At 71.8% G+C, this 23,226-nt stretch carries 20 protein-coding genes; 9 read left to right on the top strand and 11 right to left on the bottom strand.

What is annotated here, in order from left to right:
• Nucleotides 1-175 precede the first annotated feature (175 nt).
• A complete protein-coding gene (gene clpB, locus IEX47_RS15895) occupies nucleotides 176-2,785 on the top strand; it encodes an ATP-dependent chaperone ClpB (protein ID WP_188785001.1) in 2,610 nt (869 codons plus the stop codon).
• Nucleotides 2,782-3,834, top strand: a complete 1,053-nt coding sequence (locus IEX47_RS15890) for a hypothetical protein (protein ID WP_188785000.1) — start codon at nucleotides 2,782-2,784, stop codon at nucleotides 3,832-3,834. Before clpB ends, IEX47_RS15890 begins: the two co-directional genes overlap by 4 nt.
• A 12-nt stretch (nucleotides 3,835-3,846) precedes the next feature.
• On the opposite strand, the gene IEX47_RS15885 is transcribed toward IEX47_RS15890, so the two are convergent.
• Together IEX47_RS15885 and IEX47_RS15880 are read right to left on the bottom strand one after the other, a co-directional pair.
• Entirely contained in the window at nucleotides 3,847-5,055 is a 1,209-nt protein-coding gene (locus IEX47_RS15885; RefSeq protein WP_188784999.1) for a pyridoxal phosphate-dependent aminotransferase, read from the bottom strand.
• A 24-nt stretch (nucleotides 5,056-5,079) separates the two neighbouring features.
• Nucleotides 5,080-5,754, bottom strand: a complete 675-nt coding sequence (locus tag IEX47_RS15880) for a DedA family protein (RefSeq protein WP_229662930.1) — start codon at nucleotides 5,752-5,754, stop codon at nucleotides 5,080-5,082.
• Nucleotides 5,755-5,772: 18 nt separating this feature from the next.
• On the opposite strand from IEX47_RS15880, the gene IEX47_RS15875 reads away from it, so the two are divergent.
• Entirely contained in the window at nucleotides 5,773-6,477 is a 705-nt protein-coding gene (locus tag IEX47_RS15875) for a TrmH family RNA methyltransferase (protein ID WP_188784998.1), read from the top strand.
• Between the two features lie 15 nt (nucleotides 6,478-6,492).
• On the opposite strand, the gene IEX47_RS15870 is transcribed toward IEX47_RS15875, so the two are convergent.
• Nucleotides 6,493-6,840 (bottom strand): hypothetical protein, encoded by a 348-nt coding sequence (locus IEX47_RS15870; RefSeq protein ID WP_188784997.1) that lies wholly within the window; start codon nucleotides 6,838-6,840, stop codon nucleotides 6,493-6,495.
• Between the two features lie 81 nt (nucleotides 6,841-6,921).
• Here IEX47_RS15870 and IEX47_RS15865 point away from each other — a divergent pair, with 81 nt between their 5' ends.
• The 3 genes from IEX47_RS15865 (at nucleotide 6,922) to IEX47_RS15855 (ending at nucleotide 8,984) form a co-directional block, all read left to right on the top strand.
• The gene (locus IEX47_RS15865; protein WP_188784996.1) at nucleotides 6,922-7,257 is read left to right on the top strand and encodes a hypothetical protein; all 336 of its coding nucleotides are present in this window, start codon (nucleotides 6,922-6,924) and stop codon (nucleotides 7,255-7,257) included.
• Between the two features lie 118 nt (nucleotides 7,258-7,375).
• Complete coding sequence (gene fbaA, locus IEX47_RS15860; protein WP_188784995.1) at nucleotides 7,376-8,398, top strand: class II fructose-bisphosphate aldolase; 1,023 nt, start codon at nucleotides 7,376-7,378, stop codon at nucleotides 8,396-8,398.
• A gap of 4 nt (nucleotides 8,399-8,402) precedes the next feature.
• Nucleotides 8,403-8,984 carry a hypothetical protein gene (locus IEX47_RS15855; protein WP_188784994.1) on the top strand — a complete coding sequence of 194 codons (582 nt, stop codon included), beginning with the start codon at nucleotides 8,403-8,405 and terminating at the stop codon, nucleotides 8,982-8,984.
• A gap of 115 nt (nucleotides 8,985-9,099) precedes the next feature.
• Here the strand turns inward: IEX47_RS15855 and mctP are convergent, their stop codons facing one another.
• The 3 genes from mctP to IEX47_RS15840 all read right to left on the bottom strand — a co-directional run bounded on the left by mctP (nucleotide 9,100) and on the right by IEX47_RS15840 (nucleotide 12,730).
• Entirely contained in the window at nucleotides 9,100-10,821 is a 1,722-nt protein-coding gene (gene mctP / locus IEX47_RS15850) for a monocarboxylate uptake permease MctP (protein WP_188784993.1), read from the bottom strand.
• The gene (locus IEX47_RS15845) at nucleotides 10,818-11,090 is read right to left on the bottom strand and encodes a DUF3311 domain-containing protein (protein ID WP_188784992.1); all 273 of its coding nucleotides are present in this window, start codon (nucleotides 11,088-11,090) and stop codon (nucleotides 10,818-10,820) included. Before IEX47_RS15845 ends, mctP begins: the two co-directional genes overlap by 4 nt.
• Nucleotides 11,091-11,221: 131 nt before the next feature.
• The gene (locus IEX47_RS15840; protein WP_188784991.1) at nucleotides 11,222-12,730 is read right to left on the bottom strand and encodes a DHA2 family efflux MFS transporter permease subunit; all 1,509 of its coding nucleotides are present in this window, start codon (nucleotides 12,728-12,730) and stop codon (nucleotides 11,222-11,224) included.
• Between the two features lie 80 nt (nucleotides 12,731-12,810).
• Between IEX47_RS15840 and IEX47_RS15835 the strand changes: the two genes are divergently transcribed.
• Nucleotides 12,811-13,215 carry a DUF3151 domain-containing protein gene (locus tag IEX47_RS15835; RefSeq protein ID WP_188784990.1) on the top strand — a complete coding sequence of 135 codons (405 nt, stop codon included), beginning with the start codon at nucleotides 12,811-12,813 and terminating at the stop codon, nucleotides 13,213-13,215.
• 102 nt (nucleotides 13,216-13,317) lie between these two features.
• Here IEX47_RS15835 and IEX47_RS15830 read toward each other — a convergent pair whose 3' ends face one another.
• Nucleotides 13,318-14,352: a type IV toxin-antitoxin system AbiEi family antitoxin domain-containing protein gene (locus tag IEX47_RS15830; protein WP_188784989.1), complete on the bottom strand. Its 1,035-nt coding sequence runs from the start codon at nucleotides 14,350-14,352 to the stop codon at nucleotides 13,318-13,320.
• Between the two features lie 224 nt (nucleotides 14,353-14,576).
• On the bottom strand, nucleotides 14,577-16,262 hold the full coding sequence (lysS, locus tag IEX47_RS15825; RefSeq protein WP_229662929.1) for a lysine--tRNA ligase: 1,686 nt from the start codon (nucleotides 16,260-16,262) through the stop codon (nucleotides 14,577-14,579).
• Nucleotides 16,263-16,447: 185 nt separating this feature from the next.
• Here lysS and IEX47_RS15820 point away from each other — a divergent pair, with 185 nt between their 5' ends.
• Nucleotides 16,448-18,772, top strand: a complete 2,325-nt coding sequence (locus IEX47_RS15820; RefSeq protein ID WP_188784987.1) for an MMPL family transporter — start codon at nucleotides 16,448-16,450, stop codon at nucleotides 18,770-18,772.
• A gap of 88 nt (nucleotides 18,773-18,860) precedes the next feature.
• Here the strand turns inward: IEX47_RS15820 and IEX47_RS15815 are convergent, their stop codons facing one another.
• Nucleotides 18,861-19,757, bottom strand: coding sequence for a diacylglycerol/lipid kinase family protein (locus IEX47_RS15815; protein WP_229662928.1), 897 nt, complete (start codon nucleotides 19,755-19,757; stop codon nucleotides 18,861-18,863).
• A gap of 196 nt (nucleotides 19,758-19,953) precedes the next feature.
• Between IEX47_RS15815 and IEX47_RS15810 the strand changes: the two genes are divergently transcribed.
• A complete protein-coding gene (locus IEX47_RS15810; protein ID WP_188784985.1) occupies nucleotides 19,954-21,240 on the top strand; it encodes an adenylosuccinate synthase in 1,287 nt (428 codons plus the stop codon).
• Nucleotides 21,241-21,246: 6 nt separating this feature from the next.
• Here IEX47_RS15810 and IEX47_RS15805 read toward each other — a convergent pair whose 3' ends face one another.
• Nucleotides 21,247-21,915, bottom strand: coding sequence for a response regulator (locus IEX47_RS15805; RefSeq protein WP_188784984.1), 669 nt, complete (start codon nucleotides 21,913-21,915; stop codon nucleotides 21,247-21,249).
• On the bottom strand, nucleotides 21,912-23,159 hold the full coding sequence (locus tag IEX47_RS15800; protein ID WP_188784983.1) for a sensor histidine kinase: 1,248 nt from the start codon (nucleotides 23,157-23,159) through the stop codon (nucleotides 21,912-21,914). The genes IEX47_RS15805 and IEX47_RS15800 overlap by 4 nt, the downstream gene beginning before the upstream one ends.
• Nucleotides 23,160-23,226: the final 67 nt, after the last annotated feature.

Raw genomic sequence — 23,226 nt, 5'->3', positions numbered from 1 at the left:
CCCGCCGGGAAGGGGTCGCGGCGATCTGTCGGCGAGGAACCGAAGGCGCGCGAAGAATCTCAGAGTTGAGCGGAACAGACTCAACTATTGGTGCGTTGCGATCAGTGACTTCCGGCCTGTTCCCCTGGCGACGCAGACCGGAGAGGATCGATCAAGACCACCTGGAGGAGCACCCATGAGCGCTTTCGGAGCCGACAAGTTCACCACCCGCAGTCGGGAGGCGATCGAGGCCGCACAACTTGCCGCGACCACGGCCGGCAACACCACCTTCGAGCCCGCGCACCTGCTCGCGGCGCTGCTCCGCGACCCCGAGGGCACTGCGCGCACGCTCGTGACCAAGGCCGGGGTCGACGCCGCCGCGCTCTCGGCGCAGGCCGACCGCCTGGTCGCCGACCTGCCCCGGGCCACCGGCTCGACGGTCCAGCAGCCCAGCGCGTCGGCCGCGCTCACCCGGGTGCTGGCCAGCGCCATCGACCTCGCGGGCGGCATGAAGGACGAGTACGTCGCCACCGAGCACCTGCTGATCGCGCTCGCCACCGTCGAGTCCTCGGCGAAGAAGCTCCTCACCGACGCCGGCCTGACCGAGGCAGGGCTGCGGGAGGGTCTGACCGCTGTGCGCGGCAACCGCCGGGTGACCAGCCAGGAGGCGGAGTCGACGTACGAGTCGCTGGAGAAGTACTCCATCGACCTCACGAAGGCGGCCCAGGAGGGCAAGCTCGACCCGGTGATCGGCCGTGACGCCGAGATCCGCCGCGTCATCCAGGTCCTCTCGCGCCGCACGAAGAACAACCCGGTGCTGATCGGCGAGCCCGGCGTCGGCAAGACCGCCGTCGTCGAGGGCCTCGCGCAGCGCGTCGTGGACGGCGATGTCCCCGACAGCCTCAAGGGCCGTCGCGTGCTGTCGCTCGACCTCGCGGCGATGGTCGCGGGTGCGAAGTACCGCGGCGAGTTCGAGGAGCGCCTCAAGGCGGTCCTCGAGGAGATCAAGGACGCCGGGGGACAGGTCGTCACGTTCATCGACGAGCTGCACACGGTCGTCGGCGCGGGCGCCGGCGGCGACAGCCAGATGGACGCCGGCAACATGCTCAAGCCGATGCTGGCGCGCGGCGAGCTGCACATGATCGGCGCGACCACCCTCGACGAGTACCGCGAGTCGATCGAGAAGGACCCGGCCCTCGAGCGCCGCTTCCAGCAGGTGTACGTCGGCGAGCCCAGCGTCGAGGACACCATCCAGATCCTGCGCGGCATCCAGGAGAAGTACGAGGCGCACCACGGCGTCCGCATCACCGACGCCGCGCTCGTGGCGGCCGCGACCCTCTCCGACCGCTACATCACCGGCCGGCAGCTCCCCGACAAGGCGATCGACCTGATCGACGAGGCCGCGTCGCGTCTGCGCATGGAGATCGAGAGCTCCCCGGAGGAGATCGACCAGCTCCGCCGCCAGGTCGACCGGATGAAGATGGAGGAGTTCGCGCTCGCCAAGGAGTCCGACGATGCCTCGATCGAGCGGCTCGCCAACCTCCGTGCCGACCTCGCCGACCGCGAGGAGGAGCTCCGCGCGCTCGAGGCCCGCTGGGAGGCGGAGAAGGCCTCGCTCGAGGGTGAGGGCGAGCTGCGCCGCCAGCTCGACCAGCTCCGCATCGAGGCCGAGAAGCTGCAGCGCGAGGGTGACTTCGAGAAGGCCAGCGAGATCCTCTACGGCCGGATCCCCACGCTCGAGAAGCAGATCGAGGCCGCTGCCGCCGTCGAGGAGTCGGCGACCGAGAAGCTGGTCGGCGAGGAGGTCGGCGCCGAGCAGATCGCCGACGTCGTCGAGGCGTGGACCGGCATCCCGACCGGCCGCATGCTCCAGGGCGAGACCGCGCGCCTGCTCGAGATGGAAGGCGAGATCGGCAAGCGGCTGATCGGCCAGGAGCAGGCCGTGCGCGCGGTCAGCGACGCGGTCCGGCGCTCACGGGCCGGCATCGCCGACCCCAACCGGCCGACCGGCTCGTTCCTCTTCCTCGGCCCCACGGGCACGGGCAAGACCGAGCTCGCCAAGGCGCTGGCCGACTTCCTCTTCGACGACGAGCGGGCGATCGTCCGCATCGACATGAGCGAGTACGCCGAGAAGCACAGCGTCGCGCGCCTCGTCGGTGCCCCTCCGGGCTACGTCGGCTACGACGAGGGCGGCCAGCTCACCGAGGCGGTGCGCCGGCGTCCCTACTCGGTCGTGCTGCTGGACGAGGTGGAGAAGGCGCACCCCGAGGTCTTCGACATCCTGCTGCAGGTGCTCGACGACGGTCGCCTGACCGACGGCCAGGGCCGCACGGTCGACTTCCGCAACACGCTGCTGATCCTCACCTCCAACCTGGGCTCGCCGTTCCTCGTCGACCCCACGCTGAGCGAGGAGGTGAAGCACGAGTCGGTCATGGGCGTCGTGCGCAGCCACTTCAAGCCGGAGTTCCTCAACCGGCTCGACGAGGTGGTCATGTTCGACGCGCTGAGCCAGGAGCAGCTGACGCACATCGTCGACCTCCAGCTCGAGCTGCTGATGAAGCGGCTGGCCGTCCGGCGGATCCACCTCAAGGTCACCGACGCCGCGAAGCAGTGGCTCGCCGCGACCGGCTACGACCCGGCGTACGGCGCGCGGCCGCTCCGCAGGCTCGTGCAGAACGCCATCGGCGACCCGCTCGCGCGGATGCTGATCTCCGGCGAGGTCGCCGACGGCGGCACCGTCGTGGTCGACCGTGACGGCGGACCGGACGGGGAGGGCTTGTCGCTGACCGCCACAATGGCGGCATGACGGAGAACGCGACGGCCGACCGGCCGCCCCAGGTGACCGTGGCCGGCTGGGTGACCATGTCCGGCTCGGCCTTCCTGGTGCTCGGCATGTTCGACCACGTCGCGCGCCTGCGCTCGATCGACAGCCGCGAGAGCATCGCCAAGGCGATCTCGGAGCCGCCGTTCGACGGGCTCGGGCTGGGCCTCGACGGTGCGCTGTCGGCGCTCCACGTGCTCTTCGTGGTGGCGGGCGCGCTCGGCGCCGCGGCCTGCGTGCTCGGCTGGTTCGTCCTGCAGCGCCACAAGCCGGCGCGGCTGGCGCTGACCGCCGTCGCGGTCCCGCTGGTGCTCTACGTGCTGGTGCTGGGGTCGCTGGCGGCGGCGTTCGTCGTCATGTCGGCCATGCTGCTGTGGTCCGGCCCGGCCCGCGACTGGTTCGCGGGCCGGCCGGTCCGCAAGCCGCCGGTGCTCGTCGCTCCGCAGGCGCCGCGCCCGCCGGCTGCCCGGCCGACCGCGCCGCCCGACGCCACCCAGCGGGTCTCGGCGCCGCACCTGCCGCCGACCCCGCCCGGGGTCGCCTCTGCCGCGCCCCCGCCGTACGCCGGCTACGGCGTGCCGCGCGCCGACGCGCCCTACGGCGTGCCCGGGGCACGGCCACCGGCGCTGGTCGCCGCGGTCCTGATCACCTGGGTGGCCTCGGCCATCGTGCTCGTGATCTTCGGGATCTCGGTCGCGATCGTGCTCGCCGACCCGTCGTCCGTGCGCGACGTCATGGACCAGCAGCCGCGCGTGCGCGAGCTGGGCCTCTCGGCCGACGAGCTGCGCCAGGCCTTCGTGGGCATGTCGCTGGTCCTCGCCGGCTGGGCGCTGGCCGCTGCCCTCCTCGCGTTGCTGGTGATGCTCCGCGTCGCGTGGGCGCGGCCGCTGCTGATCGCCTCGGCCATCGCCAGCGGCCTGCTGTCGTTCTTCGCGTTCTATGCGGTCGCGCCCCTGGTGACCGCCGTCGCCGGCATGGTCACCGCCTACCTGCTGCTCCGCCCCGAGGTGGCGCAGTGGGTCAACCGCCGCTGACCGAGCACGGGCTCACGCGGTGAGGTCGGCAGCGCCGAGACGGCGCAGCCCCTCCTCGAGCACGGCGGGCTCCTTGCAGAACGCCCAGCGGACCAGCTGCCGACCCGCTGACGAGCCGTCGGCGTAGAACCCCTGCAGCGGGATCGCGACCACGCCGGCCCGCTCGGGCAGCGCGAGGCAGAAGGACAGCCCGTCGTCCCAGCCCAGCGCGCTGATGTCGGTGACGGCGAAGTAGGTGCCCTCCGGGCGGCGGACGGGCAGGCCGAGGGCGTCGAGGCCGTCGCAGAGCAGGTCGCGGCGCGCCTGGAGATCGCGGGCCAGCGAGGCGGGCCAGGTGCGCTCGTGCTCCAGCGCCCAGGCGACGGCCGGCTGCAGGGGAGCTCCGGAGGTGAAGCTGAGCCACTGCTTCGCGCCGAGCACGGCGCTCACGAGCTCGGCAGGTCCGGTCGCCCAGCCGACCTTCCAGCCGGTGAGGCTGAACGACTTGCCGACGCTCGACAGGGTGAGCGTGCGCTCGGCCATCCCGGGCAAGGTGGCCAGCGGGACGTGCTCGTGGTCGTCGTAGACGAGGTGCTCGTAGACCTCGTCCGTGACGACGACGAGGTCGTGGGCGACGGCGACCCGGGCGATCGCCTCGAGCTCCTCGCGGCCGAGCACGGTGCCGGTGGGGTTGTGCGGCGTGTTGATGAGCAGCAGCTTGGTGCGCTTCGTGACGGCGGCCTCGAGGGCGGCCGGGTCGAGGCGGAAGTCGGGCGCGCGCAGCGTCACGCCCTTGAGCACACCGCCCGCGAACGCCGTCATCGCGGCGTACGAGTCGTAGAAGGGCTCGAGCGCGACGACCTCGTCGCCCGGGTCGACCAGCCCGAGGAGGGCCGCGGCGATGCCCTCGGTCGCGCCCGTGGTGACGACCACCTCGGTGTCGGGGTCGAGGGTGATGCCGTAGTGCGCCCACTGGTGCGCGGCGATCGCGCGACGCAGGTCGGTCGTGCCGGGGCCTGGGGCGTACTGGTTGTGGCCGGTGCGGAGCGCCACGCCGGCCTGCTCGATCACCGAGGACGGGCCGTCGGTGTCGGGGAACCCCTGGCCGAGGTTGACCGCACCCGTGCTCGCGGCCAGCGCCGACATCCGGCTGAAGACCGTGGGCGGCACCGCCCGCACGCGGGCCGACGTCGTCGTACGCCGGGGCTGGGGGCGGAACGCGGAGAGGCGTCGCAGAGCCATGTCTCCGAGACTAGGGGGTGCCTGTCAGACCTTGGCGCGGTTGGTGCGCCTGTGCTTCCACCACTCGAAGGCGACGGGGATGACCGAGAAGGCGAGGATCACGATGATCGCCTTGTCGATGTTCTGGCCGAGGCCGGGGAAGACGCCGCCGAGGAAGTAGCCGAGCAGGGTGATCGAGAGGACCCAGCCGATCGCGCCGACGAGGCTCCACGTGATGAAGCGGTGGCGCTCCATCTTCGAGACGCCCGCGACGACGGTGATGTAGGTGCGCACGAAGGGCACGAACCGGCCGATCACGAGCGCCTTGTTGCCGTGCTTGTCGAAGAACTCGCTGGTCTGGTCGAAGTACTTCTTCTTGAGCACCCGGCCGTCGCGGTCGTAGAGCGGCGTGCCGATCGCGCGCCCGATCTCGTAGCCGGCGATGTTGCCCGCGATGCCGGCGACCACGAAGAGGCCCAGCGCGACCAGGAGGTCGAGGATCTGCGGGCCGGGCACCACGTCGATCTTGTCGCCGGCGATGAAGAGGCCCATCGCGAAGAGGAGCGTGTCGCCGGGCAGGAACGGGAAGAAGAGGCCGCACTCGACGAAGACGATGACGAGGCTGATCCAGAAGAACGCGCTCCCGAACTGGTTGAGCCACCACTCCGGGTCCATCCAGCTCATGCCGAGGAGAAGGGGGTGCACGACGTCGAGGATCACGAGGGCACACTAGTCGGCATGTCCGAATCCCGTGCGCCGTACGACGAGCAGCAGCGCGCGCCGTACGACCCCATGCCGCACGGGCCCGAGGAGGTCGGGGTCGGCCCCTGGGAGGGGGAGTGGCCCGCGGGGGACCAGTGGGACCCGGAGCTGCTGCGCGACGGCGACCGGCGCAACGTGGTCGACCGCTACCGCTACTGGAGCCTCGAGGCGATCCGCGCGGACCTCGACACCCGCCGCCACGGCTTCCACGTCGCGATCGAGAACTGGCAGCACGACTTCAACATCGGCACGATCGTGCGCTCGGCCAACGCGTTCCTCGCCGCCGAGGTGCACATCGTCGGCCGCAAGCGGTGGAACCGGCGGGGCGCGATGGTCACCGACCGCTACCAGCACGTGCGACACCACGAGACCGCTGCGGACCTGGCCGCCTACCTGCACGCGCTGCCGGAGCCCGTGCGGCTCCTCGGCATCGACAACCTGCCCGGGTCGGCGCACCTCGAGACGATGGAGCTCCCGCGGCGGGTCTGCTTCCTCTTCGGGCAGGAAGGCCCCGGGCTCTCGGAGGGCGCGCGCGAGGTCTGCGACGGCACCTTCTCGATCGCGCAGTTCGGCTCGACCCGCTCGATCAACGCCTCGGCGGCCGCCGCGATCGCCATGCACGCCTGGATCCGCGCGTACGCCGACCTGGAGTCGGCCGACGGGGGAGTCTGGCGCGGCTGAGCGCCCCGCGGCACGTCACATGCGCGGGAGGAAGTAACCGTGGCCCTGCCCGCTGGTGAGGCTGCCGATCACGTAGATGACGCTCGCGAGCACGATCAGGCCCGCCAGCGGGAGGGTGGCCTGGCCGAGCGCCCGTGCCCACGGGGTCACCGTGGCCGCCGCGGAGCGGGTGGCGCCCACCGCTGCCAGCGCCACCGGGACGTCGACGGCGACCGCGAGCAGCACCGCGACGAGGGAGCCGTTGCCACCCGGCAGGATGCCGGTCGTGGCGGCGAGCAGGTGGATCTGCTGCCAGCCGCCGAGGAGCACCGTCACGACGAAGGTGAAGCAGGCGATGACGAGGGCCTCCGGTGAACTCTTCATGCCCGGGAATGTACGCCGTGTGGTGCGCGCCGCACGCCCCGGCCGTGGCCGCGCGCCGCGGCGTACGCGAGGATGGGCGGCATGCCCAAGCCGTTGCTCGCCGCGTTCGCCCTCTTCCTGCTGCTCTTCGGGGCGGTGTTCGGCTTCATGGTCGGCGGCAACAAGAGCGAGGCGCAGTGGAAGCAGACCCAGGCCTCCGTCAGCGGGCACACCGCCAGCTTCGAGGGCCCGACCTGGACCGCGAAGGTCGCGACCTCCGTGCCGTGGTTCGGCAAGGACGGCACGTTCCACTCCGGCGGCTGGCCCGAGTGCCTCACCGACCACACGACGAGCGGCTTCGTCTACGTCGCCCCGCACGGCATCGACGTCGACGGCCACACGGTCCGGCCGGTCTACGCCGTCGACTGCCGCCACTGACCGGCGTCACCGACCGCCGCCACGGCGATCGCACCGCCCCGGCGCACGCCCGCACCGCCTAGAGTTACCGGCGGGCCGCACGCCCCCGACGTACATCCGAGTTCACAGGAGCAACCCGATGCCCATCGCCACCCCTGAGAAGTACGCCGCGATGCTGGACGCCGCGAAGGCCGGCTCCTTCGCGTACCCGGCGATCAACGTCTCGTCGTCGCAGACCCTCAACGCGGCCCTGCAGGGCTTCGCGGAGGCCGGCTCGGACGGCATCATCCAGGTCTCGACCGGTGGCGCGGAGTACCTCTCCGGCCCCACGGTCAAGGACATGGTCGCCGGCTCGCTCGCCTTCGCGGCGTACGCGCAGGAGGTGGCGAAGAACTACCCCGTCAACATCGCGCTGCACACCGACCACTGCCCCAAGGACAAGCTCGACGGCTTCGTGCGTCCACTGCTCGCGGCCTCGACCGAGCGCGTGAGGAACGGCGGCCTGCCGTACTTCCAGTCGCACATGTGGGACGGCTCGGCCGTGCCGCTCGACGAGAACCTCGTCATCGCCGAGGAGCTCCTCGGCCTCTGCGCTGCGGCCAACGTGATCCTCGAGATCGAGGTCGGCGTCGTCGGCGGCGAGGAGGACGGTGTCGTCGGTGCGATCGACGACAAGCTCTACACCACCCCCGAGGACGCGATCGCCACGATCAAGGCGCTCGGCTCGGGCGAGAAGGGGCGCTACCTGACCGCGCTCACCTTCGGCAACGTCCACGGCGTCTACAAGCCCGGCAACGTCAAGCTCCGCCCCGAGGTGCTCCTCCACGCGCAGGAGGCCGTCAAGGAGCTCACCGGCAAGGACCGCGCCTTCGACTTCGTCTTCCACGGCGGCTCCGGCTCGCTGCCCGAGGAGATCTCCGCGGCGGTCGACTACGGCGTCATCAAGATGAATGTCGACACCGACACGCAGTACGCCTTCACCCGCCCGGTCGCCGGCTACATGATGCAGAACTACGACGGCGTCCTGAAGGTCGACGGCGAGGTCGGCAACAAGAAGGCCTACGACCCGCGCGCCTGGGGCAAGGTCGCCGAGGCCAGCATGGCGGGCCGCGTCGTCCAGGCCTGCCAGGACCTCCGCTCGGCCGGCACGAGCATCGGCTGACCCCATGCGTCCGACGGCAGGGCGGCCGGCAGCGATGCTGCTGGCCGCCCTGCCGTTTTTCGTGCTGCTGCTCGCCGGCTGTGGCGAGGCGGTGTCCTCCGGGCAGGCGGGGTCGTCGGCGACGGTCGAGGACTCCACGGGCCCGACCGCCCGGTGCGCCGGGCTCGACCGCCAGGTCAGCGAGCCGTCGTACGGGCCGAGCGGCTACGTCGACGGCGACACGCCGGGTGACGCGCCGCCCAACTACGCGGCGAACCACGCGTTCCAGCAGCGGATGCGCCTCTGCGGTGACGATCTCGTCCGCGCGAACGCCGAGGCGGCGCGGGCGAAGCAGGCGCTCCGCCGCCTGCCGGAGGCCAACGCTGCGGCCGTGGAGCGCGTCCTCGGGCAGGTGCTCCACGTCGACGACGGGCTGATGACCGTGGCCGGCTCGGGCGAGGTCGTGGACTTCGTGGCCGAGTCGACCGTGCCGGGGGTCACGCTGGTCGTCTGCCTCGACGGCACCGTCGGTCCTGACGGCGTCGTCGTCGAGGCCAACGGCCCGTACGCCGAGGGCGGCTGCACCAAGCCCGTCGGCGGCCACTGACTCCAGCCGCCGAGACGGCAGATCGGGCGGGCCGAGACGGCAGATCGTGCGTGCCGAGAGGGCAGATGTGGTGCGCCGCATCTGCCCTCTCGGCACGTGGGGTTCCCGTCCCCGATCAGGGGGTGGGTGCGTTGCCCGGTACGCCGTCGGGGTCGCCGTATGCCGCGCCGGGGCCGGGGTGGTGCGCCGCGAGGTCGGCCCCGACCCGCGGGTCGTCGGCGTCGGCGAAGTAGTCACCGGCAGCGGTCTCGTCGCGGCCGTTGGGCACGTGCAGCGCGTGGAGCACGGCACTGAGCACGACCGCGATCGCGACGTTGAGGGCGAACGAGGTGAGCGCGATGTAGCCCAGGTCGCCGAGCCCCGGGATCGCCGCCAGCGAGCCGCCGAAGTGGGCGCCGGTCGCCGGGTTGACCACGTCGTACGCCGCCCACGTGCCGTAGACCATCGCCGCCGCCCAGCCGGCGAGCAGCGCCCACCGGTGGAACCACCGCGTGTAGAGGCTGAAGACCACGGCGGGGAAGGTCTGCAGGATCCAGATGCCGCCGAGGAGCTGGAAGTTGATCGCGTTCTGCTTGTCGAGCGTCAGCACGAAGACCAGCGCGAACGCCTTCACCAGCAACGACATCAGCTTGGAGACCTTCGCCTCCTGCGCCGGCGTCGCGTCGGGCTTGAGCCACTCCTTGTAGATGTTGCGGCTGAACGTGTTGGCCGCCGCGATCGACATGATCGCGGCCGGCACGAGCGCGCCGATCGCGACAGCCGCGAAGGCGACGCCCGCGAACCACGACGGGAACATGTCCTCGAAGAGCTGCGGGATCACCAGCTGTGCGTTGGGCTTCCCGTCGAGGCCGATCGGCTTCGTGCCCGCGGCGATCGCGACCCAGCCCAGCAGCGCGAGCAAGCCGAGCACGAACGAGTACGCCGGCAGGATGGCCGCGTTGCGCCGGATCACGTTGCGCCCGCTCGAGGAGAGCGACGCCGTGACCGAGTGGGGGTACATGAAGAGCGCCATCGCCGAGCCGAGCGCCAGCGTCGCGTAGGCCCACGCCTGCCCGTCGCCCGGAATGAAGGCGCCGGTGGGCTTGCCCGTCGCGGGGTTGGTGGCCGCCATCTTCTCCTTGGCGGCGCCGAAGATCGCGTCCCAGCCGCCCACCTGGCCGGGCAGGTAGACGATCGCCACGATGATGACGACGTAGATCAGCAGGTCCTTGACGAACGCGATCACCGCCGGCGCCCGCAGTCCGCTCGAGTAGGTGTACGCCGCGAGCACGGCGAAGGCGACGAAGAGCGGAAGGTCCTTGGCGAGCACGTTGTCGCCACCGCCGAGCCCGGCCACCTCGAGCACGGCCTGGATGCCGACCAGCTGCAGCGCGATGTACGGCATCGTCGCGATGAAGCCGGTCAGCGCGACGGCGAGCGAGAGCGAGCGCGCGCCGTACCTGCCGCGGACGAAGTCGGCCGTCGTGACGTAGCCGTGGCGGTGGCTGACCGACCAGAGCCGCGCCATGAAGACGAAGATGATCGGGTAGAGCACGATCGTGTACGGCACCGCGAAGAAGCCCGCGACCGCACCGGTCGCGAACATCGCCGCCGGCACCGCGACGAACGTGTACGCGGTGTAGAGGTCGCCGCCGAGCAGGAACCAGGTGATGACGGTGCCGAACCGGCGACCGCCGAGGCCCCACTCCTCGAGGCTGTCGAGCGAGGCGCCGCGCCGGAAGCGGGTCGCCATGAAGCCGGCCACCGTGACCAGCAGGAAGAGCACGACCAGGACCGCGAGGGCGACGCCGTTGACGCCACCGGTGTCCGCAGCCAGGGGCAGGATCTGGGCGCTCATCGGTGCGCACCACCCTGCGGGCGACGGGCCGCGAGCGTGAGCCGGTAGGCGCACCAGGTGAGCGCGGAGCAGAGGAAGACCCAGAGGAACTGGTACCAGAAGAAGAAGGGGAAGCCGAAGAGCTCCGGTCCCTCCTTGGCGTAGTGCGGGACCGCGATCAAGACGACGACGGGGATCGCGAGCAGCACGGCTGCGAGGGCGATCTTGCGACGGTCGGTCGCAGGCACCGCGTCGCGGTCGTCGGCCGGGGAGTTGTGAGTGTCAGCCATACCCCCTGACGTTAGTGGTCTGTGGTCCAGATCACTTGCGACACACAGGCAAATGACGAGGCGGCGCCCACCTGCACCAGGTGTGCGCCGCCTCGCCCCGCAGTCGGGTGCAGGGTGCGGGCCGCCTCGGGTCAGTCGGCGACCATCACCGGCGCCGCGCCGGGCGCCGCAGCCTTGGGCCGGGCGAGCAGCAGTGCTGCCGCGAGGCCGAGCAGGAGCACGGCCGGGGTGACCAGCAGCGCCTGCCCCATCGCGTCGCTGAACGGCCCGTGGAGGAACGCCGGCAGCTTGGCGCCCGGGGCGGCCTTCGACGGGTCGAAGGTGACGCCCTTCGGCAGGTCGGCGGAGAGCCGCGCGTCCATCAGCACCGCGATCGCGGCGGAGCCGAGGACCGCGCCGATCTGGCGCGAGGCGTTGTAGACGCCCGCGCCCGCACCGGCCAGGTGCATCGGCAGGTTGCGGGTGGCGGTCGCGGTCAGCGGCGCCCAGATGCAGGCGCTGCCGCAGCCCATGAGCGCCATCGGGATCAGCAGCACGGCGTACGACGCGTCGGGCGCGAGGCCGAGGGCGAGCCAGAGCAGCGCCGCGCTCAGCAGTGCGAAGCCGACCGCCACGATGTTGCGCGGGTGCACGGTGTCGGTGAGCTTGCCGACGCCGGGCGCGAGCAGGATCGACATCAGCGCCATCGGGATCAGCAGCAGCGCCGCGTGCGTCGGGTTGAGGCCGCGGACCAGCTGGGCCCAGAGCATCAGCGGGAAGCCGAGGGCGGTGAAGGCGAAGCTCACCGTCGCGATGCCGAGGTTGGCCAGCGAGAAGTTGCGGTCGGCGAAGAGGCCCAGCGGCACGAGCGGCTCGGCCTTGTTGCGGCTCTGCCAGAAGACGAAGAGGCCGAGCACGACCAGGCCGCCGGCGATCAGCATCGGCACGGTGAGGAAGCCGGTGACCGTGCCCCAGTCGTACTGGTGGCCCTCCTGCAGGCCGAAGACGAGCAGGAACATGCCGGCACCACTGAGCGCGACGCCGAGCCAGTCGAAGTGGTGCTGGTGGGTCGGGAGCTTCGGCACGAGGCGCGCGGCGAGGACCAGGCCGATGATGCCGACCGGGACGTTGACGTAGAAGATCCAGCTCCAGTCGAGCGAGTCGATCAGGATGCCGCCGAGCAGCGGGCCGACCAGGAGCGCGACGCCGGCGGTGGCGCCCCACAGCGAGGTGGCCTGGCCGCGGCGCTCGGCCGGGAAGATGCGGGTGATGATCGCCATCGTCTGCGGCGTGATCATCGAGGCGCCGAGGCCCTGCACGATGCGCGCGACGACCAGCATCTCGATCGACGTCGACAGGCCGCACCACAGGCTGGCGAGCGTGAAGACGGTCAGGCCGATCATGTAGAGGTTCTTCGGGCCGAAGCGGTCGCCGAGGCGACCGGTGATCAGCACGGGCACCGCGTAGGCCAGGAGGTAGGCCGACGTCACCCAGACGACGGAGTTCACCTCCGCGTGGAGGTCCTCGATGATCGCCGGCGTCGCGACCGAGACGATCGTGGTGTCGACCATGATCATGAAGAAGCCGAGCACCAGCGCCCAGAGGGCGGGCCACGGGTCCTTGACCGGCCCGGTCTGGACGGCACTGTCCTGAGAAGTCATGGAGCCATCCAAGCACCGGGCACCGACAGGCGGATCCGCCCACGGGAGGAACGTCAGGCGCCCGTGGCAGGCTGGCCGCCATGGATCTCCTCGCCGGCCCCGACCCCGTCCACCTTCCCGACGACGCTGCCGAGGTGGAGCTCGCCGACGGCGCCGCCCCCGCCGACGTCGTACGCCGCCACCCGGCCTCACCGTCCGCCTGGGCCGCGTTCGCCGCCGCCGCCCGCGACGCCGGTGAGGACGTCGTGACCGTCTACGCCTACTCCCGCGTGGGGTACCACCGCTCGCTCGACCTGCTCCGCCGCAGCGGCTGGAAGGGCCACGGCCCGGTCCCGTGGGAGCACGCGCCCAACCGCGGTTTCCTGCGCTGCCTGGCGCTGCTCGCCGAGTCCGCGCGTGACATCGACGAGAGCGACGAGTGGCAGCGCTGCTCCGAGTTCCTCCGCAGCTCCAGCCCGACGGCGTACGACCTGCTGCTGGGCTGACCCCGGCCGCGGCGCCGCACGGCGCCTGGACGCTCGCAGTAACGCCCTGTCAGGCGCACTACTGCCCTCGTGCACAAGGGCAGTAGTGCGCCAAACAGGGCGTTACTTGGCGCGGAGCCGGCGCGCACGGTGCGGCGCCATCCGCGCGGCGTACTCCTCGAGCGCCGGCGGCAGGCGGTCGCCGTGAACCGCGAGCGTCTGTCGGTACTCCGTGACCAGCCGCCGGCGGGCAGCGTCGAAGCCGGAGGTCGTGTCGATCCAGACGATCCGGGAGATGCCCAGCCCGAGCGGGCGGATCAGGCGCTCCCTCTTCTTCTCGTCCCAGAGGGCCTTCTCCGCGCCGCGTACGGCGACACCGCCGTCGGCCGGGCTCCGGACCTTGATCTGTCCGTCGAACTCGAAGGCGTGGCAGCCGACGAGCAGGTCGAGCCAGGCGGTGCTGCCGTCCTCGAGGCGAACCGGGAACTGGGTGCGCGGCTGGCCCGCGCCGAGGGAACGAACCAGGATCCGCGCCAGGGACTCACCCGCGTTCTCGGCCCCCGGGTCGGCATCCTCCGCGGCTGCGAGTGCGCCGCGGATGCCCGGCCACCGCCGCATCGATGCCGCAGTGGCGGCGAGCTCTTCCCGGGGTACGCCGAGGCGCAGGGCGCCGTCGCAGGCGGCCAGTCCGGCGGCGTACCCGTGCTCCCTCCCGATGTCGAGCGCCGTGCGTGCGGCGGAGAGAACGGGGAGGCCTGTCGCCGCACTGACGCGGTGCCCGTCGAAGGGTGCTCCGTGCTGGGCGACTCCGCGGCGCCGGCGGCTACCCGTGATGCCGGTGCGGGTGACGTGGACCCACGCGTGTGCGTCGGGCATGAGCGGGAGGTCGAGCTCGGCTGCCGCGGAGTCGTGGCTGAACACGTGGGGATGCGCGAGTGAGAGGTGCACCGCCCGCGCGCGAAGGCGCGGTCGGCCGCGCCACTCGTCCGCTGCGGCCCAGGTCGCTTCGTCGACGTACACACCCCGGCGGATCGCGACCCAGGCGCCGCTGGCCACCAGCAGGCGGATGTCGCGTTGGTCGAGGCCGGCCTCGTGTGCGGCGCGGGCAGTCACGAGGCCGAAGCGGCGTATGGCCCGTCGGGCGCGTTCTTCGAGCATGCCGCCACTCTGCGCGCGGGGGTGCGCACGTCGGTCTGCCCGGCGCGACCCTGTGGAGGCGGCGACGGTCTCCTGGACCTGTGAGGAGAAAGGGGCGCACCAGGGCCCTGTCCGGAGCACTGGCGCCCTCGTGCACGAGGGCACCAGTGTCAGTAACAGGGCTTTACAGCGAGACGCGCGCGAGGGATGCGGCAGGCGGCGGCCGGCGGCAGCCCCGCAGAGCGTCAGGCGCTGAGCAGCGAGCGCACCTTGTCGGCGCCGAGGGCGACGATCAGGGTGGGCAGGCGCGGGCCGCGCTCGGCGGAGACCAGCAGGTTGTAGAGGAGCGTGAAGAACGCCTTCTGGTCGGCCTTCACCTCGTCGGTCGGCTGGTCCTCGAGGGCCAGGCCGGCGGCGAGCTTCGGGACGCCGTAGACCAGCGTGGTCACCTCGTCGAGCTCGAGGTCGCCCGACGGCAGGTGCTGCAGGAGCAGGGCGAGCCACTCCGCCTCCCGGGCCGCGAGCGAGCCGAGCAGCTCGACATCGGGCGACGACCGCACGACGGTGCGCTCAGACGCCGGCACGAACTCGTCGGTCCACGCCATGGCGCGGCCCAGCCGCGGCTCCAGGTCGTCCACCGACGCGTGCTCGTAGCCCACGTGCGACACGATCCGCGAGATCTGCTCGGCCGAGCCGGCGGTCACGTCGGCGACACCGGCGAGGACGCGGAACGGCACGGCCACGGGCGACACCGGCAGGACGCCGGCGGAGGACGTCGAGACGGCGCGCTCCCAGGCGAGCACAGCGACGTCGCGCTTCTCCGGATTGGCCGCCTTCTTCGACAGCGCGTCCCACTCGTCGTACAGGCGGACGACCTCGGGGCCGAAGTCGATCGTGAAGGCCTGCTTCGGCTGCTTGCGGGCGTAGAGCCAGCGGACCATCGGGGCCTCGAGCACCTTCAGCGCATCGGCCGGGATCGGCACGCCGCCCGACGACGACGACATCTTCTGCATGCCCGCGAAGCCGACGAACGCATAGGCGACGTACGCCGGAGCGCGACCGCCGAAGACCTCGGCGACGAGCTCCTTGCCGACGGTGTACGACGAGCCCGGGGTCGAGTGGTCGAGGCCACCGGGCTCGAAGTTGACGCCCTCGAAGGCCCAGCGCATCGGCCAGTCGACCTTCCAGACGAGCTTGCCGTTGTCCTCGGTGGCGAGGTTGGTCGACCCCGTGTGGCCGCACGCGCAGGTGTAGGCCAGGTCATGGGTCTCGTCCGAGTAGGACGTCACCGTGGTGGTGTCGCGACCGCAGATGCCGCACCACGGCTTGTAGGGGAACCGCTCGAGGTCCTCGGACGCGGCGACCGAGTCGGCCAGCGCCTCGGCCTCCTGCTCGTCGGCCGCCTCGACGGGGGCCTTCGTCCGATACTTCGCCAGCACGCCCTCGATCACGTCGCGGTGGGCGACGGCGTGCAGGATCCGGTCGCGGTAGGCGCCGCTCCGATACATGGAGGTCTGGGAGATCTCCTCGACCTCGACGCCCATCTCGGCCAGCGCCGCGCGCAGCGGGGCCTTGAAGTGCTCGGCCCAGTTGTCGTGGCAGCCGAACGGGTCGGGCACGGCCGTCAGCGGCTTGCCGATGTGCTCGGACCACTCCGGCGGGATGCCCGCGCCGACCTTGCGGTAGCGGTCGAAGTCGTCCCAGGAGTGGAGATGACGCGTGCGGACACCGCGACGACGGAGCTCCTCGGCCACGAAGTGGGGGGTGAGGAACTCGCGCAGGTTGCCCAGGTGGATCGGGCCGCTCGGCGAGGCGCCGGAGGCCACGGTGACCAGCCCACCGCCCTCGACGTACGCCGCCATGGCCGCGGGGTCGCCCGAGCCGGCCGCGTGGCGGATCGCGTCGTCCGCGGCGCGGGTCACCCAGTCCATGGGCTCCTGCTGCTTGCCGCCTCGTGCCATCGCGTGTCCGCTCCCTCGCCGAAAGTCGTCGCACGCGCCGCGCGTGCAGGCCGAAACGATACCGGCGTCACACGACCGGTCGACCAAAGTCGGTCCCCCTGAACCTTGCGGACTGCAACGATATGGACATTCCCGCTATCTACAGGAGTCCACCCATGGCATCCCTGCTGTACCGCCTCGGCAAGGCGGCCTACCGTCGCTGGCCGTTCTTCCTCGTCGGCTGGCTGCTCGTCATCGGCGTCGTCGGCGGAGTCGCCGGCACGATGAGCAAGCCGTTCTCCGACGCCTTCACGATCCCGGGCCTGGAGTCCGTCGAGGCGGCCGAGAAGCTGCCCGAGCTGATGGACGGGGCCCAGTCGCCGACCGAGGCCGCGTCGATCGAGATCGCCGTCGCGGCGCCGGAGGGCCACGCCCTCACCGAGAAGCCGTACGCCGCCGACGTCGCCCGGCTGACCACGGCGCTGGGCGGCCTCCCCGAGGTCCCGGACCGGATCCCCTACCTGTGGACGGCGGAGCAGGCGAAGGCGGCGGCTCCCGCGACCGCCAGGGCGATGGGTGTCCCGGTGGCGCAGGCCGAGAAGATGCTGGACGGCCAGCTCGCCGCCCAGCCCGCGCTCTCCGCCGACGGCCGGATCGGCCTCATCTCGACGGCGTTCGAGGTCCCGAGCGTCGCGGACGTCACCCCCGCGATGCAGACCGCGGTCCTCGACACCGCGAAGAAGATCGCGCAGGAGACCGGCCTCCAGGTCGAGGTCCGGGGCGCCGGCATGCAGGCGGCGGGCGGCGCCAACGCGAGCGCGGAGCTCGTCGGCATCGCGATCGCCCTCGGCGTTCTCGTGCTCACCTTCGGCGCCCTCGTCGCCGCGGGCCTCCCCATCCTGACCGCGATCATCGGTGTCGCCCTCGGCAGCATCGGCATCACGGCACTGACGGCCTTCACCGAGCTGCCCTCCTCCACCCCGATGCTCGGCATGATGATCGGCCTCGCGGTCGGCATCGACTACACCCTCTTCATCCTCAGCCGCTACCGCAGCGAGCTCGAGCACACCGACGACCGCGAGGAGGCCGCCGGCCTCGCCGTGGGCACGGCGGGCTCCGCCGTCGTCTTCGCCGGCCTCACGGTCATCATCGCGCTGGCCGCCCTCACCGTCGTCGGCATCCCCTTCCTCGGCTGGATGGGCATCGGCGCTGCCATCACCGTGACCGTCGCCGTGCTGGTCGCCCTGACACTCCTCCCGGCACTGCTCGGCATGCTCAAGTCGAAGGCGTTCGGCGGCCGGGTCCGGCGCTACGTCCCGCAGCGGGACGCGGACGGCGCGGTGCTCAACAACGGCGTCCGCTTCGCCCGCCTCATCGGCCGCAAGCCGGTCGTCTGGGCGATCGCGGTCGTGATCGGCCTCGGAGCGGTCGCGCTGCCGTTCAAGGACCTCCACCTCGGCATGCCGAGCGACCAGACCGCGCCGGCAGACAGCTCGCGCTACCAGGCGGTGAAGCTGATCGAGGAGGGCTTCGGCCCCGGCCGACTCGACCCGATGATGCTGGTCGTCGACGCCCGCAAGGTCGACGGCGATGCAGCGAGCAAGCAGGCGGCGTACGCGAAGGTGGCCGCCTGGGCGAGGTCGCTGGACGGCGTCGCCCGGGTCGTGGCCCAGCCCGGCACGGACAGGGGAGCCATCATCCTGGTCGAGCCGGAGACCGGCCCGGACGACGCCGCCACCGACGCCCTGCTCAAGGAGATCCGGGCGGGCGAGCCTGCCCTGGAGAAGGAGACCGGCGTCGACCTCGCGGTCACCGGCACGCAGCCGGTCATGGCCGACATCTCCGACAAGCTGAACGGCGCACTGGTTCCGTACCTCGCCGTCGTCATCGGCCTGGCGTTCCTCCTGCTGATGGTCGTCTTCCGGTCGCTCCTCGTGCCGCTGACCGCGACCGCAGGCTTCCTGCTCTCGGTGCTCGCCACGCTCGGGGCGACGGTGGCGGTCTTCCAGAAGGGTGCCTTCGGGCTCTTCCCGGAGCAGCCGATCGTCAGCTTCATCCCGATCTTCCTGATCGGCGTGGTCTTCGGGCTGGCGATGGACTACCAGGTCTTCCTGGTGACCCGGATGCGCGAGGCGCACGTCCACGGCGCGAGCACCCGCGAGGCGGTCGTCGACGGCTTCCGCAACAGCGCACGCGTCGTGACGGCCGCAGCGGTGATCATGGCCGCGGTCTTCTCCGGCTTCATCCTCATGGACGACGTGATCGTGAAGTCGATGGGCTTCGCCCTGGCGCTGGCGGTCCTCTTCGATGCGTTCGTCGTCCGGCTGGTGCTGATCCCGGCGCTGATGTACCTGCTCGGCGAGAAGGCCTGGTACCTCCCCGCCTGGCTCGACCGGATCCTGCCGAACGTCGACGTCGAGGGCGAGAATCTCCAGCGGCGACCCGTTGGTACGCGCAAGGATGACCTCGACGAGGGCGAGCGACTGCTCGCCGGAGTTTGACCCACGAGCCCACGACGGCCTCGCACCCTCCCCGGTGCGGGGCCGTCGTGTCCTTCCGGGGACGGATCCGCGGGCGCCCGTGGGACGGTCAGGGCAGCAGCAGGGAGTACGCCGCCGGCACGATCCGCCAGGTGCGGTCGGTGATCGGGCCCTCGATCTCGCCGTCGGCCGAGCAGTGGAACGGCTCGCCGATGACCCGGACCTCACGCCCGGTCGTGTGGAGCACGCGGCCGTTGTCGGGGTGGCGGCCGACCGCGAGCTGCGCGGCGTACGGCAGGCGGGCGAGGGGGCGCAGGGGCCGCGTCAGCACGACGTCGATCAGCCCGTCGGAGGGGTCGGCGTCGGGATTGATCGCCGCGCCGCCACCGACGCGCGAGCCGTTGCCGAGGGAGACCATCAGCGTGTGGTGCTCGTGGCTGATCAGCACCTCGTCGTCGACGACCACCGTCAGCCGCAGCGCCGGCGGGCGGAACGCCGTGACCAGCGCCCCGACCGGGTAGCCGAGGCGTCCGAGACCGACGCGCCCGAGGCGTTCCTTCCACGCCGCACCGACCTGGCTGGCCTCCGCGCCGGCCCCCGCGTGGACGTTGTTGACGACGACCTCGTCGCGCTCGTCGATGAGCAGCGCGACCGGGGTCGGCGTGCCCTCGAGCACCGCCTTCGCGGCGTCCGTGACGTCGAGGGGCACCCCGGCGCCGCGGGCGAAGTCGTTGCCGGTGCCGAGGGGGAGCAGCCCGATCGTGCGTCCCTCGAGGTCGCCGCGGGAGTGGAGGGCGCCGATCACCGCGTGGAGCGAACCGTCGCCACCCGCGACCACGATCGTGCGGTCACCGGCTGCGGCGAGCACCGGCTCCAGCTCCTCGGGGGAGGAGGTCGCCGCGACCTCCACCGCGCCGCCCTGGCGGAGGACCGCGAGGGCCGTCTCGAGGGTCGCGTCGTCGGACGAGCCGGCGTCGGCGTTGGTGATGAGCAGCAGGTCGGTCACGCCTCGACGGTATCCGCGCGGGCCCCGTCGTACGCCGCGAAAAGGACCGATCAGGTCGCTGTTTGGTAACGTGTGGCCGCAAGAGCCCCGGTCTTGCCGGGGCTCCTTGTGTTTCTGGACCGGACACCTACAAGACTCAAATGCGTCGAGCAGCCGCCTGTTGGCGGAGGGACTCCGTAGGAACAAGGAGCACCACATGCCAGCGATCGTGGTTCTGGGCGCCCAGTGGGGCGACGAGGGCAAGGGCAAGGCGACCGACCTGCTCGCCACCACCGACCCCATCGACTACGTCGTCCGCACGTCGGGCGGCCACAACGCCGGCCACACCATCGTGGTCAACGGCGAGAAGTACGCGACGCACCTGCTGCCCTCCGGCATCCTCACGCCCGGCGCGACCTCGGTCATCGCCAACGGCGTCGTGGTCTCGCCCGAGGCGCTCTTCCGCGAGCTCGACGGCCTGATCGAGCGCGGCGTCGACGTCGCCAACCTGGTCGTCTCGGCCAACGCGCACGTCATCGCGAGCTACCACGGCGTGATCGACAAGGTCTCCGAGCGCTTCCTCGGCAAGAACATGATCGGCACCACCGGCCGCGGTATCGGCCCGGCGTACTCCGACAAGGTCAACCGCGTCGGCATCCGCGTCTCGGACCTCTTCGACGAGGAGGTCCTGCGCCAGAAGGTCGAGGCCGCCCTCGACCTGCGCAACCACGTGCTCACCAAGGTCTACAACCGCCGCGCCATCGAGGTCGACGCGGTCGTCGCCGAGCTCACGTCGTACGCCGAGCGGCTGCGGCCGATGGTCGCCGACACGTCGCTGCTGCTCAACAAGGCGCTCGACGAGGGCAAGACCGTGCTCTTCGAGGGCGCCCAGGCGACGATGCTCGACGTCGACCACGGCACCTACCCGTTCGTGACGTCGTCCAACCCGGTCGCCGGTGGCGTCTGCGTCGGCGCCGGCGTCGGCCCGACCCGCATCGACCGGGTCATCGGCGTCATCAAGGCCTACACGACCCGCGTCGGCTCGGGCCCGTTCCCGACCGAGCTCTTCGACGAGGACGGTGCGAACCTCCAGCGCATCGGCGGCGAGATCGGCGTCTCGACCGGCCGCACCCGTCGCTGTGGCTGGTACGACGCGGTCATCGCCCGCTACTCCGCGCGCGTCAACGGCCTGACCGAGTTCTTCCTGACCAAGCTCGACGTGCTCGACAGCTGGGAGCGGATCCCGGTCTGCGTGGCCTACGAGGTCGACGGCGTACGCGTCGACGAGATGCCGATGACGCAGTCGGAGTTCCTGCGCGCGAAGCCGGTCTACGAGTACTTCGAGGGCTGGAAGACCGACATCTCCGGCTGCCGCACCTTCGAGGACCTGCCGAAGAACGCGCAGGTCTACGTCCGCGCGCTCGAGGAGATGTCCGGGGCCCCGTTCTGGGGCATCGGCGTCGGCCCGGGCCGCGAGCAGACGATCGTCCCGCCGCGCGACTGAGGCCGCTCAGCGCGGGGTGACGATGCCGCGGTCGAAGGCGTAGACGATCGCGGCGGCGCGGTCGCGCAGGTCGAGCTTGGTGAAGATCCGGCCGACGTGGCTCTTGACCGTCACCTCGGAGATCACCAGCTCGTCGGCGATCTCGCCGTTGGACAGGCCCCGCCCGATCAGCCGCAGCACGTCGAGCTCGCGGGCGCTCAGCGCCTCGTCGTCGACCAGCTCGGCCGCGGGCTCCGTCGAGCTCCGGTACGTCGCGAGCACGCGCCCGGTCACGGCCGGGTCGAGGAGCGCGTTGCCGGTGGCGACCGCGCGCACGCCGCGGATCAGCTCCTCGGCGGGGGAGTCCTTGAGCAGGAAGCCGGCGGCCCCCGCGCGCAGCACGCCCGACAGCAGCTCGTCGTCGTCGAAGGTCGTCAGCGCGAGCACGGGCGGAGCGTCGGCCTGGGCGACCAGGCGCCGGGTCGCCTCGATGCCGTCGACGGTGCGCATGCGGAGGTCCATCACCACCACGTCCGGTGCGTACGCCGCCACCGCGGCCGGCACCTCGGAGCCGTCGCTGCACTCGCCGACGACCTCGAACCCGTCCTTGCGGCGCAGGATCCGGCGCAGCCCGGAGCGGACGAGCTCCTGGTCGTCGACCAGGAGCACGCGGATGTCGGTGATGGGCTCGCTCATGCGGGTCCTGTCGTGGGGCGGAGGGACGGGGCACGGAGCAGCTTCGGCAGGCCGAGGCGGCAGCGGCTCGGGGCCTCGCCCGGCAGGCGTGCCTCGACGACCCAGACCCCGTCGCGCTCGCCGGCGCTGAACGCGCCGCCGAGCAGGACGGCGCGCTGCCGCATCCCGGGGATGCCGGCGCCACCGCCCTCCGCCGCGGGGGAGGCAGGCCCGGCCGGCAGGGTGTTCCACACCTGCAGCTCCTGGCAGTCGGCGTCCGCCTCGAGGACGACGACGGTGCGCGCCCGCGGCTGGTGCTTGGCGACGTTGGAGAGCGACTCCTGCGCGATCCGGTAGAGGCCGAGGGCGGCCTGCTGCGGCACCGCCTCCGGCGTACCGCTGATGTCGAGGACGACGTCGAGCCCTGCAGCCCGGAACTCCGAGACGAGCGCGGGCAGCTCCGACAGGTCGGGAGCGGGGTGCACGGCGCCGCTGTCCGCGCCCAGCAGTCCGACGGTGTGGCGGATCTCGGCCATCGCCTGGCGGCCCACGCGCTCGGCGTCGTCGAGCGCCTCACCCGCCTCGCGGATGTCGCCCGGGAGCAGGTCGTCGTCCTCGAGCATCCGGCGCGCGGCGGTGACGTGGAGCAGGGTCACCGAGAGCGAGTGCGCGATGACGTCGTGGACCTCGCGGGCGATCCGCTGGTGCTCCTCGAGGACGGCCTGTGCCTGGGCGGTGACGGCGGCCGACTCCTGCGCGTCGAGGCGGCGCTGCTGGTACTGCATGATGAAGCCGATGTCCCAGCCGACGACGACGGCGGCGACCCAGAGGGCAGACGCCTCGATCTGGCCGGTCATGCCGAGGGCGGCGACGGCGGCGCCGACCAGCGCGGTGGCGGCGAGGCTCGCGGCGAACTTCTCGAGCGCGCCGAGGTGGCCGACGAGCATCACCAGCGCGAAGACCGCGAAGTCGTAGGACACCGGGTACGCCGCCATCAGCACCAGGACCGGAACGGCGGCGATCGGCACCGTCATCCACCAGCGCAGCCGGACCGCGGCGGCGTCGAGCGCCCACGGCACCGCGGAGAGCAGGGCGAGGCCGGCGGCGGCGAGCGCGTGGCCCGAGCCGGCCCGCTGGGCGACGCCGATGAGCAGCGCGATCGCGGTGCTGCCGTACATCACGAGCGGGATCCACCAGACGAAGCGCGGGTAGCCGTGGCGCTCCCAGCGCGCCGACAGCTTCTCGATCATCGTCTGGACAGGCACCTGCCCAGCGTAGGGCGGCGCGGGCGTCGCCACATCCGCCCGTGGGAGGAGGATCACGTCCCCTTCT

The organism is Nocardioides phosphati (genome assembly GCF_014646375.1).
In the GTDB taxonomy this organism is placed as follows: Bacteria; Actinomycetota; Actinomycetes; order Propionibacteriales; family Nocardioidaceae; genus Nocardioides; species Nocardioides phosphati.
Note: the sequence above shows the minus strand (reverse complement) of the source record. Positions and strands in the feature narration are given on the sequence as shown.

Coding starts and splice junctions, on each gene's coding strand:
- IEX47_RS15820 (WP_188784987.1), top strand. CDS start 16,448: ATGGCATCCCTGCTGTACCGCCTCGGCAAGGCGGCCTACCGTCGCTGG.
- IEX47_RS15830 (WP_188784989.1), bottom strand. CDS start 14,352: ATGCTCGAAGAACGCGCCCGACGGGCCATACGCCGCTTCGGCCTCGTG.
- IEX47_RS15810 (WP_188784985.1), top strand. CDS start 19,954: ATGCCAGCGATCGTGGTTCTGGGCGCCCAGTGGGGCGACGAGGGCAAG.
- mctP (WP_188784993.1), bottom strand. CDS start 10,821: ATGAGCGCCCAGATCCTGCCCCTGGCTGCGGACACCGGTGGCGTCAAC.
- IEX47_RS15840 (WP_188784991.1), bottom strand. CDS start 12,730: ATGACTTCTCAGGACAGTGCCGTCCAGACCGGGCCGGTCAAGGACCCG.
- IEX47_RS15875 (WP_188784998.1), top strand. CDS start 5,773: ATGTCCGAATCCCGTGCGCCGTACGACGAGCAGCAGCGCGCGCCGTAC.
- clpB (WP_188785001.1), top strand. CDS start 176: ATGAGCGCTTTCGGAGCCGACAAGTTCACCACCCGCAGTCGGGAGGCG.
- IEX47_RS15845 (WP_188784992.1), bottom strand. CDS start 11,090: ATGGCTGACACTCACAACTCCCCGGCCGACGACCGCGACGCGGTGCCT.
- lysS (WP_229662929.1), bottom strand. CDS start 16,262: ATGGACTGGGTGACCCGCGCCGCGGACGACGCGATCCGCCACGCGGCC.
- IEX47_RS15835 (WP_188784990.1), top strand. CDS start 12,811: ATGGATCTCCTCGCCGGCCCCGACCCCGTCCACCTTCCCGACGACGCT.
- IEX47_RS15885 (WP_188784999.1), bottom strand. CDS start 5,055: ATGGCTCTGCGACGCCTCTCCGCGTTCCGCCCCCAGCCCCGGCGTACG.
- IEX47_RS15805 (WP_188784984.1), bottom strand. CDS start 21,915: ATGAGCGAGCCCATCACCGACATCCGCGTGCTCCTGGTCGACGACCAG.
- IEX47_RS15865 (WP_188784996.1), top strand. CDS start 6,922: ATGCCCAAGCCGTTGCTCGCCGCGTTCGCCCTCTTCCTGCTGCTCTTC.
- IEX47_RS15855 (WP_188784994.1), top strand. CDS start 8,403: ATGCGTCCGACGGCAGGGCGGCCGGCAGCGATGCTGCTGGCCGCCCTG.
- fbaA (WP_188784995.1), top strand. CDS start 7,376: ATGCCCATCGCCACCCCTGAGAAGTACGCCGCGATGCTGGACGCCGCG.
- IEX47_RS15890 (WP_188785000.1), top strand. CDS start 2,782: ATGACGGAGAACGCGACGGCCGACCGGCCGCCCCAGGTGACCGTGGCC.
- IEX47_RS15870 (WP_188784997.1), bottom strand. CDS start 6,840: ATGAAGAGTTCACCGGAGGCCCTCGTCATCGCCTGCTTCACCTTCGTC.